This window comes from uncultured Campylobacter sp. (genome assembly GCF_938015785.1).
Classification (GTDB): Bacteria; Campylobacterota; Campylobacteria; order Campylobacterales; family Campylobacteraceae; genus Campylobacter_B.
In genome coordinates this window covers 1-14,409 of sequence record NZ_CALLWC010000064.1, presented here as the reverse complement: position 1 = coordinate 14,409, position 14,409 = coordinate 1, and the positions used below count along the sequence as shown (strand labels likewise).

General features: G+C 45.1%; 14 protein-coding genes. 9 read left to right on the top strand and 5 right to left on the bottom strand.

The features are described 5' to 3' along the window. Positions 1–430: 430 nt before the first annotated feature. The 3 genes from Q0393_RS09050 to Q0393_RS09040 all read left to right on the top strand — a co-directional run bounded on the left by Q0393_RS09050 (position 431) and on the right by Q0393_RS09040 (position 2,763). Positions 431–988 carry a rhomboid family intramembrane serine protease gene (locus Q0393_RS09050; protein WP_298979639.1) on the top strand — a complete coding sequence of 186 codons (558 nt, stop codon included), beginning with the start codon at positions 431–433 and terminating at the stop codon, positions 986–988. Between the two features lie 38 nt (positions 989–1,026). Further along, positions 1,027–1,707 (top strand): histidine phosphatase family protein, encoded by a 681-nt coding sequence (locus Q0393_RS09045; protein WP_367179182.1) that lies wholly within the window; start codon positions 1,027–1,029, stop codon positions 1,705–1,707. 411 nt (positions 1,708–2,118) lie between these two features. Next, positions 2,119–2,763 (top strand): ferritin family protein, encoded by a 645-nt coding sequence (locus Q0393_RS09040; RefSeq protein WP_298979637.1) that lies wholly within the window; start codon positions 2,119–2,121, stop codon positions 2,761–2,763. Between the two features lie 939 nt (positions 2,764–3,702). On the opposite strand, the gene Q0393_RS09035 is transcribed toward Q0393_RS09040, so the two are convergent. Further along, a complete protein-coding gene (locus Q0393_RS09035) occupies positions 3,703–4,764 on the bottom strand; it encodes a tyrosine-type recombinase/integrase (RefSeq protein WP_298979635.1) in 1,062 nt (353 codons plus the stop codon). Continuing rightward, a complete protein-coding gene (locus tag Q0393_RS09030; protein WP_298979633.1) occupies positions 4,761–7,349 on the bottom strand; it encodes an AsmA-like C-terminal domain-containing protein in 2,589 nt (862 codons plus the stop codon). Before Q0393_RS09030 ends, Q0393_RS09035 begins: the two co-directional genes overlap by 4 nt. Before the next feature lie 129 nt (positions 7,350–7,478). Here Q0393_RS09030 and mltG point away from each other — a divergent pair, with 129 nt between their 5' ends. Beyond that, positions 7,479–8,429 (top strand): endolytic transglycosylase MltG, encoded by a 951-nt coding sequence (gene mltG, locus Q0393_RS09025; RefSeq protein ID WP_298979631.1) that lies wholly within the window; start codon positions 7,479–7,481, stop codon positions 8,427–8,429. 109 nt (positions 8,430–8,538) lie between these two features. Then, positions 8,539–9,420, top strand: coding sequence for a malate dehydrogenase (locus Q0393_RS09020; protein ID WP_298979629.1), 882 nt, complete (start codon positions 8,539–8,541; stop codon positions 9,418–9,420). A 33-nt stretch (positions 9,421–9,453) separates the two neighbouring features. Here the strand turns inward: Q0393_RS09020 and Q0393_RS09015 are convergent, their stop codons facing one another. Further along, on the bottom strand, positions 9,454–9,615 hold the full coding sequence (locus tag Q0393_RS09015; protein WP_298979627.1) for a hypothetical protein: 162 nt from the start codon (positions 9,613–9,615) through the stop codon (positions 9,454–9,456). A gap of 198 nt (positions 9,616–9,813) precedes the next feature. Between Q0393_RS09015 and Q0393_RS09010 the strand changes: the two genes are divergently transcribed. The 4 genes from Q0393_RS09010 to Q0393_RS08995 are packed head-to-tail and all read left to right on the top strand — an operon-like array spanning position 9,814 to position 12,634. Beyond that, positions 9,814–10,125, top strand: coding sequence for a 4Fe-4S binding protein (locus Q0393_RS09010; RefSeq protein ID WP_298979625.1), 312 nt, complete (start codon positions 9,814–9,816; stop codon positions 10,123–10,125). Then, entirely contained in the window at positions 10,125–11,246 is a 1,122-nt protein-coding gene (locus tag Q0393_RS09005) for a 2-oxoglutarate synthase subunit alpha (RefSeq protein WP_298979624.1), read from the top strand. Before Q0393_RS09010 ends, Q0393_RS09005 begins: the two co-directional genes overlap by 1 nt. After that, positions 11,247–12,092 carry a 2-oxoglutarate ferredoxin oxidoreductase subunit beta gene (locus tag Q0393_RS09000; RefSeq protein WP_298979622.1) on the top strand — a complete coding sequence of 282 codons (846 nt, stop codon included), beginning with the start codon at positions 11,247–11,249 and terminating at the stop codon, positions 12,090–12,092. Then, positions 12,089–12,634: a 2-oxoacid:acceptor oxidoreductase family protein gene (locus Q0393_RS08995; RefSeq protein WP_298979620.1), complete on the top strand. Its 546-nt coding sequence runs from the start codon at positions 12,089–12,091 to the stop codon at positions 12,632–12,634. The genes Q0393_RS09000 and Q0393_RS08995 overlap by 4 nt, the downstream gene beginning before the upstream one ends. A gap of 200 nt (positions 12,635–12,834) precedes the next feature. Here the strand turns inward: Q0393_RS08995 and Q0393_RS08990 are convergent, their stop codons facing one another. Then, a complete protein-coding gene (locus tag Q0393_RS08990) occupies positions 12,835–13,563 on the bottom strand; it encodes a hypothetical protein (RefSeq protein ID WP_297963415.1) in 729 nt (242 codons plus the stop codon). Positions 13,564–13,746: 183 nt separating this feature from the next. Next, entirely contained in the window at positions 13,747–14,244 is a 498-nt protein-coding gene (locus Q0393_RS08985) for a hypothetical protein (RefSeq protein WP_298979618.1), read from the bottom strand. Positions 14,245–14,409: the final 165 nt, after the last annotated feature.

The following is a 14,409-nucleotide window of genomic DNA, read 5'->3' as shown; positions in this document are numbered from 1 at the left end:
TAATAAAATATTACTCTAAAAATTTATTTTGAAATTAATTTGAACTCAAATTTTTGTTATTCTTAGTAAAATTATACTTATAATTTTATATAAAATTCTACAAAATGGCTTCATATAACTGCAATTTTATCGTTTTTAAATTTACAGTGTGTTTGCTTTTTAATTTACGTCGGATAAACTCTATGAATTCCGTAAAGTTTTAAAAAAGATTTACGATCTAAATTTTATTAAGGAAATTTTAGTTTAAAGTTTTATATCTAAATTTTAAATTTTAACGCAGCTATTTTGATAAGGCGCTTGCAATTAAAACTATTAACGAATTTTAATGCTTAGCACTTATCCATAAATTTATCTCGAGCCTATAAAATTACACGACGCCTTTAATTTAATCAAAATTTCGCTACTATGCGTGAAAAATTTAAGGAGTTTCATGCAATCAGGCAAATTTACTCTCGCGATAATCGCAGCAAATATCCTATTTTTCGTGATTTCATTCGCATTGGAATATTTTTTTGGCTTTAAGTCCTACCTATTTTTCGGGCTCAATCCGTATTTTTTCGAAGGGATGCTGTGGCAGCTACTAAGTTCATTTTTTATGCACGGCGGAGTGATGCATCTAGCGATGAATATGGCGGTTTTATATCAATTTGGTGGGATTTTAGAGCGAGCGTTCGGTGGGATAAAATTTACGCTACTTTACATCGTAGGCGGGCTGCTGAGCGGCGCTTTGTGTCTGATTTATATCCGTTATGCCATGAGCATGGGAGAAATCGTCAATATCGTAGGCGCTAGTGGCGCTATCTGCGTGCTTTTAGGCGTGATTGCTTATTTTGATGAACGCAATGCGGGCGGGATTTTTGTCGCGATTTTGATAATGAGCTTTGCGCCGATGTTAATGGGCGTAAATGTGGCATGGTATGTGCACATAGCGGGATTTGTGGTCGGTTATGGTTTTGGAATGATCCAGAAAAAATTTAGAATTTTGTAGAATTTAACGCTAAATTATACATAAAATTTTATGAAAGGATGCAGATGAAACGGATATATTTTATAAGACATGCCGAGGCGCAAAGCGGCAACGGAAGCGATTTTGAACGGACATTGAGCTATGCGGGTGAACTTTGCGCAATTAAACTCGGAGAAAAGCTGCGTAGCTTGGGACTTGCGCCTGATTTGATTATTACAAGCTCGGCTATACGCGCACTCCATACGGCGCTAATTATCGCTAATGCGTTGGATGCGACAAAAAGGGTAGCGTCATTGCGAGAGTTATACGACATAGGCTTATGGGATTTAGCAAAGTTTGTTCGCAGCTTGGATGATATACGATTTTTTGAGTGCAGTGTGAATGTTGAAAAATACAATGCGGTTGGTTTGAGTAGCGAAAAACATCGCGATGCAAACGCTGAAAATTCTGCTTTTAAGAGCACTAAAATTCCCGCTAGCATTAGCGAAAATAATGCGATATCTTGCAACAATGTGGAAATTTCTAGCACTGATGTTGTGCAAAATTTTAATGCAGCTGGCGCAGAATGCGTATTTATCGTTGGACATAATCCGACAATAGGCGGAATTTGCTCGCTTTTAGGCGAGAAGGAAATCGATAAATTTCCTCCTTGCTCGATTTGCGGCTTAGAATTTGACATTCATAAATTCTCAGATATTACCGATCATAGCGGCAGAATGGTAATGCTACAACGCCCTTAATTACGCTTTTAACGCTTCATAATTACAATCGGGCAGCTCGTTAGCGCATTTAAAGCTACTTTTGCCGAGCATCGTTATATACTCATAAACAAGACTGCGCGGTAAAATTAGCAAGTTATTTTTGAGATAACTTTAAATTTTAAAAAATTTCCAATGATGTGGCTCGCCTTAAAATCGTAGACTAAATGAGTCAGAAAACTAAATTTCATATTTTTAGATGATCGAGTGTTAGCACTTTCGCTTGAAATTCCATTTGCTTTGAAAAACCTTAAATTTAGATTTTACGGATGGAAATTTCACGCTGAAATTTTCTCAAAAATATAAATTTATTGAGAAGAATAAAATTTATTAAGTAAAATTTAATAGTAGCTTTGGTATCATTCCACAAAATTTTTGATAAGGGGGTTGAAAATGAGACAGTACGAAACTTACAGATGCGACAAGTGCGGCGCGGAGGTCGAGGTGCAAAACGTAGGCGGCGGCACGCTTAGCTGCTGCGGCGAGCCGATGAAATGCATTACCGAGGATCTGACGCAGGTAAATTTGATGAAGGCGTTCGCAGGCGAGTCCCAGGCGCGCAACAAATACGATCTTTATGGCGATTTGGCCAAAGAGGCGGGCTTTCACGCCATCGCGCGACATTTTTACGAGGCTGCCGAAAACGAAAAATGGCACGCCAGAGCCGAGCTAAAGGCACATCACGCGGCTGCGGGTATCCCGCTTGATAAGATGGATAAAAATCTGCTCGATGCTGCCGCCGGCGAGCGCTACGAGCACGAGAGTATGTATCCGAGCTTCGCTAAAATCGCGACCGAAGAGGGTAAAAAAGAGGTTGCGCGCCTTTTTAACGCTATCGGCAAGGTCGAGCAGGAGCACGAGCGCGAATACAACGAGCTTCAAAAGATCCTGCTAGAGGAGGGCTTTTTCGAGAGTTTCGACGAGGAAGTTTGGGTGTGCGAGGTCTGCGGGCACGTTCATCGCGGCAAGAAAGCCCCGGGCGCCTGTCCGCTCTGCAAGGCTCCGCGCGAGTATTTCAAAAAACAAAGGCTCGTTTAATTTTGATGCTTGCGGCACGGCATTTTTTGCGATAGCTTTCGAAGCCGTCGCAAATTTCGTTTATTGTCGCGAGCTGATCGTTCAAATCTTGGCTTAAAATTTTGCGCGAGATTTCGTCTTTTTGCTCCTTTTTGCCGCGAATTCCGTGGCTAGACGAAATCTCGGGCTAAATTTATTTAGCCTAAACTCCTTTTCTTATCCCCCTAAGAAATGAAATCCTGCTCGCAAGAGCGGGATTTCTGTCGTAAAATAAATCTAAAAATAGTCATGCCGATGGATTTTGTATCTTTAAATTTTTATTATAAATTCCTATATGATTCTTGCGCTGTTTACGAAGCAAGCTTCGCATCGGTAAATTTCGCAGCAAACTTTGGTGGCAGAATCTTTTGTGTCTTTAATTTTAAGGCGAATACGGTGCGATGAGAATTTGGAAGTAAATCAAACTATAAAATTTTGAGGGTTTAAATTTTAAATCAGAAATTCCATCCTTGCGGAATTTGCAGATAAATTTTATATCCGCTACCTCTTAATATGTCGATTATCCTTTGCTTATAAAATTCTTGGATGAAATCCAGTATCGTCAAAATTTAAATGAAATTTTATACTAAATTTATCTGGAATTTTAGGCAAAATCGCATGAGAAAATCTAAAAAGTAAATTATTCTATATTCCAAAAGAGTAAAATTTTAGATTCTTTTGCGATCAAGCTCTAAGGCTCGCGCGTTAATTTTAAATTTTGCCGAGTTAAATTCTAAAGCTCGCAAGGTAAAATTTTTAGGTTCTGTTATGCTAGTATGAAAAACAAATTTCAGAATTTTTCAAAATAAAATTCTGAAATTCTTGTAAAATATTCCATAAAAACGATTTCAAAGTCGCATCAAAACGAGATTTAAAAAATCTCGCTCAAGCAAGCCTCGCGCCATCTCAAATTTTAAAATTTCACTCTTCGAATTCCTCCGCGACCTTCGCCGCAAGGCGCAGTTTGTCGCTGTCGAAGTGGGTGTAGATGCGCGAAGTATTTAGGCTCGCGTGGCCGAGGGCTTCTTGGACGAGCACGAGGTCCTTTTGCTTTTTGTAAAGCATCGTCGCGAAGGTGTGGCGCAGCATGTGAGCGCCGTTTTTTTCCTTGCGTATGCCCGCGCTCATTAAAATTTTCTCCACGATGCCGCTAACGTAGGCCTGAGTAAGCGGCGCGCCGTTTTTGGTGACGAAAAGATAGCCCTCTTTGTTGGCAAAGTTCGTCTCCAGCGCGTTTAGATGCTCCTCGATCAGGTGGCGTTTGATCATTACGATGCGGTATTTATTGCCCTTGCCGCGAATTCGGATGATGAAAAGATCGCCCTCGGGCGCGATATCTTTGCGCTTTAAATTTATCGCTTCGCCCACGCGGATGCCCGTGTAGACGATGATTTTTACGATCAGGCGGTTGCGATGGGCAAAGGAGCGAAACTCGCTTAGATTTATCGCGTCCAAAAATCGCTTCAGCTCCTCTTCGCTCATAAACTCCGGAAGCTTCGTGCCGCGGCTGCCGCTAATGCCGCCCCAGTGCTTAAGCTCGATACCGAAGTTGTGCGAGGTGCCGTCCTGCTCGTTTTGGCGGTCGATGAAGCCGAAAAAATTTATCACGGCGATGCGGTAGTTTTTTTTGCTCGCATCGCTCAGACCGCCCGTAATGGAAGCTAAAATTTCGCTCAAAAGCTCCTCGTCGATATTTTTCATACTCTCAAGGCCGTACTCTACTATCGCTTCGTAAAATTTTTTAAGCGGGTTAAAATAGGTATTGATGCCCGTAAGTCCCGCATTTCGCGCATCTTTTACAAGCCGCTCGAGTTCGCCGATATTTGCTACCTCGTGATTTAGCGCCAGGCTCGCGCGGCGAAACAGCGCGTCGTTTTTCAGCTCCTTATTCGATAGCGCGCTTAGCTTGTAGCGCACGAATTTTACGAGCCAAAACAGCAGCGATTTTTCAAAGCTATCCTTATAATCGAGCGGAAATTTCATTTGCTCTCCTCGCTGTCGCCGAAGATCACAAAGGGCAGCATCAGCGTGTTTTTGATAAGATTATACGGCGTTTTTAGCACGTCGGTCGCAACGGCGGTCGAGTAGGTGGGTTTTTTCGTCGTGCCGCGAATCTCGATGATCGTGGAGATCGTGTTGTTTTCGCCCAAGATGATATGATTTAGCAGCGGGATTTTTGAGATTATCGAGCTTGCGTCTTTGAGGTATTTAAGCTCCAGATCGATATTTAGCGCGCCGCTTTTCATATCCACTTCGCCGTTACCCGCGATGTCTGCGCTACTGCCGGTAAAGTTCATCGCGTTTATGTAAATTTTATCGCCGCTGCGGCGAAAGTAAATTTTGCCCTTCTGCACGCTAAAGCCGCGATCGTTGAAATCGGGCGTCTTAAACGTAAGCAGCGACGGCACGGAGTTTATAAAGCTAAGCAGCCTTTGATAGATGATGTAGTCCTTCAGATAGGTGTTTTGCACGTTGATCTCGCCGCGGTAGTTGCGCGGATCGATACCGCTTGCTTTTAGCGTAAATACCCCTCCGTCGAAGCTCTGCGAGCCCAGAAATTGATTAAGCGCCTCGCCGCTGATGTTTTGCGCAAAAATTTGAAGCAAGCTCTTTTTAAAGATCAACTTCACGTCGCCGCGTTTAAAGCTTGCGTTTAAATTCATATTTTTGCCGTCCAGCACGCCGTTAAAGTGCGTAAATTTCAGCGTCTTATTAAGATCGGATAGCACGATCGCAGAATTTTGCCCGCTGAAATTTATCGGCGAGCGCTCCTTTGTGCCGCTATTAAACTCGCTGGTTTGCACGCTCGTATTGATCGCGACGTCCACGTCTTTTAGCGAGACGAAGTTGCCGCCTTTGTTGATTTTGAGAGAAATTTTACCGCTTCCGCTAGAGCCGTCCAGATCGCCTCCGCGCACTCTAAGCGCGAAAGAGTCGTTTTTATAATGGCTTCCGTCCTTGTTCAGCAGACCGAAATCAAAGATGAGATTGCTGCTGCTGATATCTAAGTTTGTAAAATCGCTGGTTAAAATTTTAAGATCTCCGCCGCTAATGCCCGCGTTTTTAAGCGTCTTAGAAAATGGCAAAATTCCGCTAATATCGGGCGAGCTAATCTCGATCCGCTCGCCGAAGCTCATCTTCGCGCCTAAAAATTGCGAGCTCAGCACCGGCGCTTTGCCGCTAAAATCAAGGCTTATATTATCTCGCGCGTCGCCAAATTTTAAAATTTCTTTGCCGTTCGGGGAGAGATTGAAGCTATGAATAACGCCGTTAAATTTAGCTTTGCGCGTGGCGATATCGATACTGCCGCTTGCAGTGGCGTTAAAAATTTCATTTTGCAGATTCGCGTCTTTGATGTCGATCTTTTTTTCCGTGATATGCACCCGCGCGGCTTTGGAGTGAAATTTCGCTTTAGAGATCATCAGATCGGCATCTTTTAGCGTCACGTTCGCATCGACCTTGGCGCTTTCCTTTTCGACGTCCACGTCTATCAGCACGCGCGCATCGATCCCGCCGCCCAGCGGATATACGGGCTCGTCTATGCCGTAGCTTTGCAGGATCGCTATAAGGTCCTTGCCCAAACTCTCCTTGGTCCGCAGATCCAGATATACGATCGGCCTCTCTTCAAAGAGCCCGCCGATACGCACGCCGCTTCCCTCCAGGCTTTTGCCTTTAAATTTAGGCTCATTCAGCGTGAAATTTAGAAAATCGTTTTTAAGCGTGATGTTGGCGTCTTTTACCGTTACGGCTTCGATTTGCGGTTGAAATTTTATCGTAAGATCCTGCGCGTAGGCTGTAGCGCTAACGTTTTCGGCGATCGGGCGCGGATCTTTCAGATCAATTTTGGCGTGGAGGTTTTCGATATAGTAGTTTTGTGCGACCGCCTTGCCGTAGATCCACTCGTTCGCAAGAGGATTTAACCCCGTAAGCGCGCCCAGCTCATTCATAAAATTTTTCAGACTCAAGGCCGAGGCGCGGTTTATCTCGATATTTAGCTGTGAGCCGATATTGTGCACGTCAAGCTCGCCCGCGATCTCGTGCGAAGCGAAGGTGCCGTTAAAATCATACGTATCGGCCCTGAAATTTGCTCGCGCCGTGCCGTGCAGAGTGAGGTTAAAATCATTTAGTTCAAGCTCGATCGGATCGAAGTTCAGCCCGTTTGCGCTCGGCGTGATCTTTGAGTTTAGCCTAAAAAACCGCGTATCGGCGTAAAAAACGTCGCTTTTGTATTTTAGCTTTAGACTTTCGCCCTTGATCTTCAAATTTTGCACGTCGATCTCTTCAAAAAAGGAGTTGATGAGTGAGATTTTTTTGCTAAATTCCAAAATTTTCTCGCTTTGCGTGCGCAGATCGGTGGAATTTTGCTCTAAATTTTGTGTATTATTTTGCGTAATTTCAAGATTTTTGATACGCAGCACGAAACTTTTATTTAGCTTGAGATAAAAACCCTCAAGCTTTGCAAAGCCCACGTCCAGCTGCGAAATCGCAATACCGTGTTTTAGACCTACCGCGCAGATTATAAAAAGTATAGTAAGAGTAAGAAAAAATCTAGCTAAAAATTTATACATCATCGTCCCGTTAAAAAGCTACGCCCAAAATCAAATCGGGCGTGCCGAAAAACTGCGCTTATAATATGAAATTTATTCAAAATTTTGGCTTATTTGCCTATAATTTCAGCTAAATTTTGAAAGGAACGCATGAAATTCTTTATAAAGCTCATCAAAGCGGCGTGCATTTGTATCGAGCTTGCGGCTATCTTCCTTTTGGCCGTGGGCTTTGATCTACACGAGCGCGTCGGCAACGCGACAACCGTGCAGATAGGCCAGGGCAGCTCAACGAAAATTTTATCGCAACTCTCAAAGAGCTATCCAAAATTTAGCAAATTCGACGCGAGGCTGCTTTCTTTTTACGGCGGCGCAAAAACTGGCGAGCTGGAGCTTAGCGGCGAAAATTTGCCCAAATACCAATTTTTGTATGAGCTAAGCGTCGCAAAGCCCGTGATGAACGAGATCAAGCTGATCCCGGGCGAGACTACGATCGTCTTTTTAAAACAGCTTGCGAAAGATCGCGGGCTAAGCTTTAGCGAGCTTGAGCGAGAATACAACGCCACGGCGCCGTTTTACGAGGGCTTTTTGGTGCCTGAAACCTACAAAATTAGCAAAAACGAAAGCGAAAAAAATATCATTGACCACCTCATCTCAAGCGCGCAAAAATTCCACGAAGGATTGTCGCGCGAGCTTAGCGGCGACTATAACGCCACGGCGTGGAAGCAGGTGCTGATCAAGGCCTCGGTTATTCAAAAAGAGGCCGCAAACGCAGATGAGATGCCCCTCGTAGCCTCCGTCATCGACAATCGCTTAGCCAAAAATATGCGCCTTCAGATGGACGGCACGCTGAATTACGGCGAGTTTTCGCATGTCAAGATCACTCCGCAGCGTATCCGCACCGACACCAGCCACTACAACACCTACCTCAACGACGGACTTCCGAAAGAGCCCGTGTGCGTGGTCTCTCGCGATGCGATACGCGCCGTTTTTGCGCCCGCAAAGAGCGAGTATCTGTATTTTATGCGAAATAAAAAGACGGGGCTTCACGATTTTGCGCGCACACAAGCCGAGCACGAGCGCAACGTAAAGGCGCAGAGGTAAAATTTAAGTCCGTTTCGGCATCAAATTTAAAAAACGAGATTTCGTCTTTAAATTTTAAAATTTAACCCCCGCAGTTATAAAAATGCGGGTCGATATTTGGGAGATAACAATGAAAATAGCGATATTCGGCGCAGGAAACATTGGCGCAGCGGTAGCGAACGATCTTATCGTAAGCGATTCTTTGAGCCAAAAGATAGATAACATTGCGCTTGTGGATGCTGTAGAGCGGATCGCGCGCGGCAAGGCACTCGATCTAGCCCATACGGCGGCGGTTTATGAGCGCGACCTGCGCATAAGCGGCAGTACGGAGCCCGGCGACATAGCGGAGGCAGGCATCGTCGTGATCACGGCGGGGCATGCAAGAAAGGCGGGGCAGAGCAGGGAGGAGCTGTTTGGCAGCAACGCCGCCATCGTCGCGCAATGCGCGCGTGATGCCGCAAAATACGCGCCTAGCTCCATCATCATCGTCGTTACCAATCCGCTTGATATTATGGTTTATGCAGCGCTGCAAGCTAGCGGGTTTGCAAAAGAGCGCGTCATCGGCATGGCGGGTGAGCTAGACGGCGCGCGGCTTAAATTTGAACTCGCGCGAGCGAGCGGCAAGGAAATTTCATCGATGAGAAGCGCGATCGTGGGTCCGCATAGCGAAGAGATGATTGCGCTTAAAAACGAGCTGGGATTTGAAATTTCGGATGAAATTTTTGGTCGCGCGGTACGAAATACCAAATGCGCCGGCGCGCAGATCGGCGAGCTGCTGGGTACGTCGGCGTATTTGGCGCCCGCTGCGGGCATCGTAAAAATCATAAAATACATTCTTTTTGATACCTGCGGCACGCTCGCCTGCTGCGTCGCGGATAGATCGGGAGTGCCTTTGGGGCGCTTCGTAAGCGTCGGCAAAATGGGCGCGATAGAGAAAAATTTCGCCTACTCGGGCGAGTTTTACAAGCAGCTCGAACGGATGCGTGAGCGGATAGCGGAGCTAAAGTTTTAGTGGAAATAAAGCGAATTCGACGCGATGCGGAATTTACAGAGCTAAAATTTTAAAGCGCAGAATTCTTGTGATAGAATTTGCAGCATCAAATTTCACTTTGGCAAGAAATTTAAGCTCGCGGAATTTTACAGCGTAAAATTTCATTCGCTGCGGAATTTTAAAATTTGCGCAATTTTGCCCGCTGTGAAATTTCATAGATTAAAATTTTACTTTGGCGCAGAATTTTGCGTGACGTAAAATTTTTAAACGCCACAAAATTTTAAAATTTAAACTCTGCAAAATTTAAAAACGAGAGGACTTCAATGCGATCAAAGCGGGCTTGCGCCGCAAAATTTCAAATTTTAAATCGCGAGGCGGGATTTAGTGCAGATTTTGATAAATTAAGGAGAAAATATGAGCGAAAATGAGAGCCAGCGCGCCGTCTGGACGGATGAGAGCCGCTGTAAGGCGTGCAATATCTGCGTAAGCGTCTGTCCTAGCGGCGCGATCGCGATGAGACAGGACGAGGGCGCCGTGCAGGGCATGATGATCGACGTGGTGGATGAGGGCGCCTGTATCGGCTGTAGGGAGTGCGAGTTGCACTGCCCTGATTTTGCGATTTTCGTCGCGCCCAAGGACTTTAAATTCGCTCGTCTAAGCTCGCAGGCTAGAGAGATGGCTGAAAAAATCAAAAACAATAATTTTATGAAACCCAAGGACGCATAATGAGAGAGGTAATTTCCACAGGCAACGCCTTAATTGCGCGTGCGGCGATTGATTGCGGCTGTAATTTTTTCGGCGGCTACCCGATTACGCCGAGTAGCGAGATCGCGCACGAGATGAGCCGCTTGCTACCTAAGGTCGGAGGCAAATTTATCCAGATGGAGGATGAAATTTCGGGCATTTCGGTAGCTTTGGGCGCGTCGATGAGCGGTGCAAAGGCGATGACGGCAAGCTCCGGCCCTGGAATTTCGCTGAAATCAGAGCAGATCGGGCTTGGCTTTATCGCTGAAATTCCGCTTTTAATCGTAAATGTTATGCGCGGAGGTCCTAGCACCGGGCTTCCTACGCGAGTGGCGCAGGGCGATATTTTGCAAGCTCGCAACCCCACTCACGGCGATTTTCAAAGCATCGCGCTGTGCCCGGGCTCGCTAAAGGAGGCTTACACGCAGACCGTGCGCGCTTTCAATCTAGCCGAGCGGTTTATGACGCCGGTATTTTTGCTACTTGATGAGACGCTTGGGCATATGCAGGCAAAGGCGGTGCTGCCTGAAATTTCGGATCTAAAAATCGAGCGCAGGGCGGAATTTAAAGGCAGTCCGAAAGATTATGAGCCTTACGATGCTGCGCCCGATAAGCCTGCGGTGCTAAATCCCTTTTTTAGGGGATACCACTATCACATAACGGGGCTGCATCACGGCGTAAAGGGCTTTCCAACTGAAAACGAGCAGATCGTGGATCACTCTATAAAAAGGCTTTTTAATAAAATTTCGGCGCATGAAGATGACATTGTGCAATATGAGGAATTTATGCTAGATGACGCTGATGCTTGTATCATCGCCTACGGCAGCGTTAGCCTAGCAGCAAAAGACGCGATTTTAAAGCTACGAGGGCAAGGCGTGCGTGTGGGACTTTTTCGCCCGATCACGCTGTGGCCAAGCCCTGCGCGCAAGCTAAAGGAGCTAGGGGAGAGATTTAATAAAATTTTGATCGCCGAGCTAAATTTAGGGCAGTATCTGCTAGAGGTTCAGCGCGCTTGCTTGAGAGATGATTTTAAGACGCTTCTTAAGGCAAACGGCAGACCGATCAGCCCTAGCGAGATTATCGAGAAAGTAAAGGAGCTTTAAATGGCGTTTGATTACGATAAATATCTAAGAACGGACAAGATGCCTACACTTTGGTGCTGGGGCTGCGGCGACGGAGTAATCTTAAAAGCGATCATCCGCGCGATTGACCACGTAGGCTGGAGCATGGACGATGTGTGCGTGGTAAGCGGTATTGGCTGTAGCGGCAGGATGTCGAGTTACATAGACTGCAATACCGTCCATACGACACACGGGCGTGCGATAGCTTATGCTACGGGTATTAAGCTTGCAAATCCAGGCAAACACGTAATCGTAGTTACTGGCGATGGCGACGGGCTTGCGATAGGGGGCAATCACACGATCCATGGATGCCGCCGCAATATCGATCTAAATCATATCTTGGTAAATAATTTCATCTACGGGCTTACAAACTCGCAGACGAGTCCTACGACGCCGCGCGGGTTTTGGACGGTTACGGCGCAATACGGCAATGTCGATCCCAGCTTTGATGCGGCGAAACTTGCGATTGCTGCCGGAGCAACTTTTGTCGGACGCGAGAGCGTGACAAATCCCGAAAAAATCGAGCGACTTTTGGCTAAGGGCTTTGAGCACGAGGGTTATAGTTTTTTTGATATTTTTAGCAACTGCCACGTAAATTTGGGTCGTAAAAATAAAATGAGCGAGGCAGTGCAAATGCTAAAGTGGCTTGATTCGCGCACGGTCTCTAAAGTAAAATTTGACGCTCTTAGCGAGGATGAGCGAGCGGGGCTATTTCCGCTTGGAGTTTTACACGAAGATAATGGGCGCACCGAATACACAAAGGCGTATCAAAAGGTGATAGACGCGGCACAAAGCGGCGAAGCGATAAATTTTGAAGGACTAAGATGAATCAATTAAGATTTGTGGGAGTGGGCGGTCAAGGAGTGATCTTAGCGGGTGAAATTCTAGCTGCGGCAAAGATCGCGCACGGCGGCTATGGAATCAAGGCATCTACGTATACCTCTCAGGTACGTGGCGGACCTACGAAAGTGGATATTATCTTAAGCGATGAAGAAATTCTATATCCTTACGCGAGCGAGGGCGAGATCGATTTCATGCTCGCAACAGCGCAGAGTAGCTACGATGCTTTCAAAAATGGCGTGAAAAAAGACGGCGTGATCGTAATCGAGCCGAATTTAGTAGCCCCGAGCGATGAGGATAGGGCAAGCTTTAAAATTTATGAAATTCCAATCATTACCATCGCAAAATACGAAGTTGGAAATGTCATCACTCAAAGTGTCGTGGCTTTAGCGATCGCAGTAGAGCTTAGCCGCTGTATGGACTCAGGGCTAGTAAAAGAGCAAATGCTCCGCTCTGTGCCTGAAAAAACCCGTGCGCTAAATGAAAAGGCGTATGATTTGGGGATGAAATACGCGAGAGAGTTTGGGTAAATTTAAAGACTCGGATAGAATTTGGGATTAAATTTAGATTTAGAGTATCTGATATGTTTTAATCTTGCGATAAATTCTATTTAGTGCTCTTTATTTCTTTATACAATATTCTATTTGGGTATCTTAAAATTTGTATTTATAGATTTTAGCGGTTTTCTTCGCAACTACTTTAAAACTATGCGATTGAATTTTTATCGCCCTTAATCTATCTTGCAATTTACATAATAATTATTGACTATTTGTCCAAATGTCTTTATATAGCCCTCGTAATTGTTATTATCTAAAATGTATCTTATATAGTTGTATACTTCTTCTTTAAAATTATTAACACCATAACTGCCGTAGTGTAGAACCTTATTATGGTATTCTTCATAGTTATCGTAAGAGCCGTAAAATGAAATTTTTCTATATTCTATACAACTTCTCTTATTGATAAAACTATCCTTTGCGTAGATATCCACAAGGTCCTCGTCAGCGCTTAGAACCGCGAAAGCTTGTCTAATGGGTATATCCACATATTGTTCTGTTGGTTTACCATTCTCCCATTCACCCCCTTTAACGATGTCGTTCGTAGCCTCTTTTATGGTGTAATATTTCTTTAAAGCTTCGAAAGGCTCTAGCCTCTCAACCGAAACGTTTTCTATCAGTCCACCGCCCTCAAAATACTGATGTTTCGATATAATCGCGGTTTTATTTACGTCATTTTCGACCACTAATTTTAAGGTTCGCATTATCTCATCCGTAGTTGGGTTTTCTTCTATGATATAAAATTTAGGAGGCAATCCGCCTCTATCATCGCGCCGAACTCTATCAAGAAAGGTAGTGTCTAAGTATTTTTTTAAAATTGCATCGTCGCTAAAAGGAAATTTCATAACGAAAACGATTGAAAGCAGAGCTAACAGCGATAAAACGTACTTACGCTTTTTCAAATTTATCCCCTTAAAATTTTAAAATTTCAAGGGCGCAAATTTACAAAGCTAGCGCCCTTTAAAATTTCATAGATTGCTTTAAATTTCGCGAATTCGCCGTTCTTAAATTTAAGCGCTGCGGTGAAATTTTAAAATTTCACCGCAAGCTTTGGGCGGCTTTAAATTTTAACATACCGAGTTCTGTTAGCATCCCGAGTTTGGCTGCACCCGCGTTTCGCTGCCCGTATGGATCAGCAGAGGCTTGCCGCGCCTAAATCTACACGGCGGATCGGCTTGCACCGATGAGTACTCCTTGCCGTTTAGCTTGTAGATGATATTGGAGCCTTGCACCGTTTTTTGGGAGTTTTGGATCGCATCTCCGGCGACCGCGCCCACTACCGCGCCGCCTACTAGCCCCACGGTCTCAGCTAAGCGTCTGCTGCTGCTATGTTTGCCGAGCTTATGCCCGATGACCGCGCCCGTAGTTCCGCCCGCGACGCCACCTAAAATTTTACCAGTATTGCCCTCGGAGCGCTCTACGTTTATTTTGGCGGGCAGGACATCGACGATCTCGATCCGATCGCTCTGCCTCATGCGGTTCGTTTCGCTCGCGTCATAAACATCTCCGCCGTATCGATCCTGCGGGGTCGCGCAGCCACAAAGTGCGATCGCTGCGATCAAACATAATGTAAAATTCTTCATGTTTTCTCCTTTGTAATGAGCTACGGGCGGCATTATACTATGGATTTTTATACGAGTGGTTAAGCGGCGGCGTTAAAATTTACCGGCTCACTGCCGCTTAAAATTATCCAGATACGAGGCATCGCGCTATATCTGAGCGCCTTATAAAATTTTTATTTCACTCAA

Excerpts from the sequence above, each read along its gene's own strand:
- Q0393_RS09050 (WP_298979639.1), top strand. The coding sequence starts at position 431 with ATGCAATCAGGCAAATTTACTCTCGCGATAATCGCAGCAAATATCCTA.
- Q0393_RS09045 (WP_367179182.1), top strand. The coding sequence starts at position 1,027 with ATGCAGATGAAACGGATATATTTTATAAGACATGCCGAGGCGCAAAGC.
- Q0393_RS09040 (WP_298979637.1), top strand. The coding sequence starts at position 2,119 with ATGAGACAGTACGAAACTTACAGATGCGACAAGTGCGGCGCGGAGGTC.
- Q0393_RS09035 (WP_298979635.1), bottom strand. The coding sequence starts at position 4,764 with ATGAAATTTCCGCTCGATTATAAGGATAGCTTTGAAAAATCGCTGCTG.
- Q0393_RS09030 (WP_298979633.1), bottom strand. The coding sequence starts at position 7,349 with ATGTATAAATTTTTAGCTAGATTTTTTCTTACTCTTACTATACTTTTT.
- mltG (WP_298979631.1), top strand. The coding sequence starts at position 7,479 with ATGAAATTCTTTATAAAGCTCATCAAAGCGGCGTGCATTTGTATCGAG.
- Q0393_RS09020 (WP_298979629.1), top strand. The coding sequence starts at position 8,539 with ATGAAAATAGCGATATTCGGCGCAGGAAACATTGGCGCAGCGGTAGCG.
- Q0393_RS09015 (WP_298979627.1), bottom strand. The coding sequence starts at position 9,615 with ATGAAATTTCACAGCGGGCAAAATTGCGCAAATTTTAAAATTCCGCAG.
- Q0393_RS09010 (WP_298979625.1), top strand. The coding sequence starts at position 9,814 with ATGAGCGAAAATGAGAGCCAGCGCGCCGTCTGGACGGATGAGAGCCGC.
- Q0393_RS09005 (WP_298979624.1), top strand. The coding sequence starts at position 10,125 with ATGAGAGAGGTAATTTCCACAGGCAACGCCTTAATTGCGCGTGCGGCG.
- Q0393_RS09000 (WP_298979622.1), top strand. The coding sequence starts at position 11,247 with ATGGCGTTTGATTACGATAAATATCTAAGAACGGACAAGATGCCTACA.
- Q0393_RS08995 (WP_298979620.1), top strand. The coding sequence starts at position 12,089 with ATGAATCAATTAAGATTTGTGGGAGTGGGCGGTCAAGGAGTGATCTTA.
- Q0393_RS08985 (WP_298979618.1), bottom strand. The coding sequence starts at position 14,244 with ATGAAGAATTTTACATTATGTTTGATCGCAGCGATCGCACTTTGTGGC.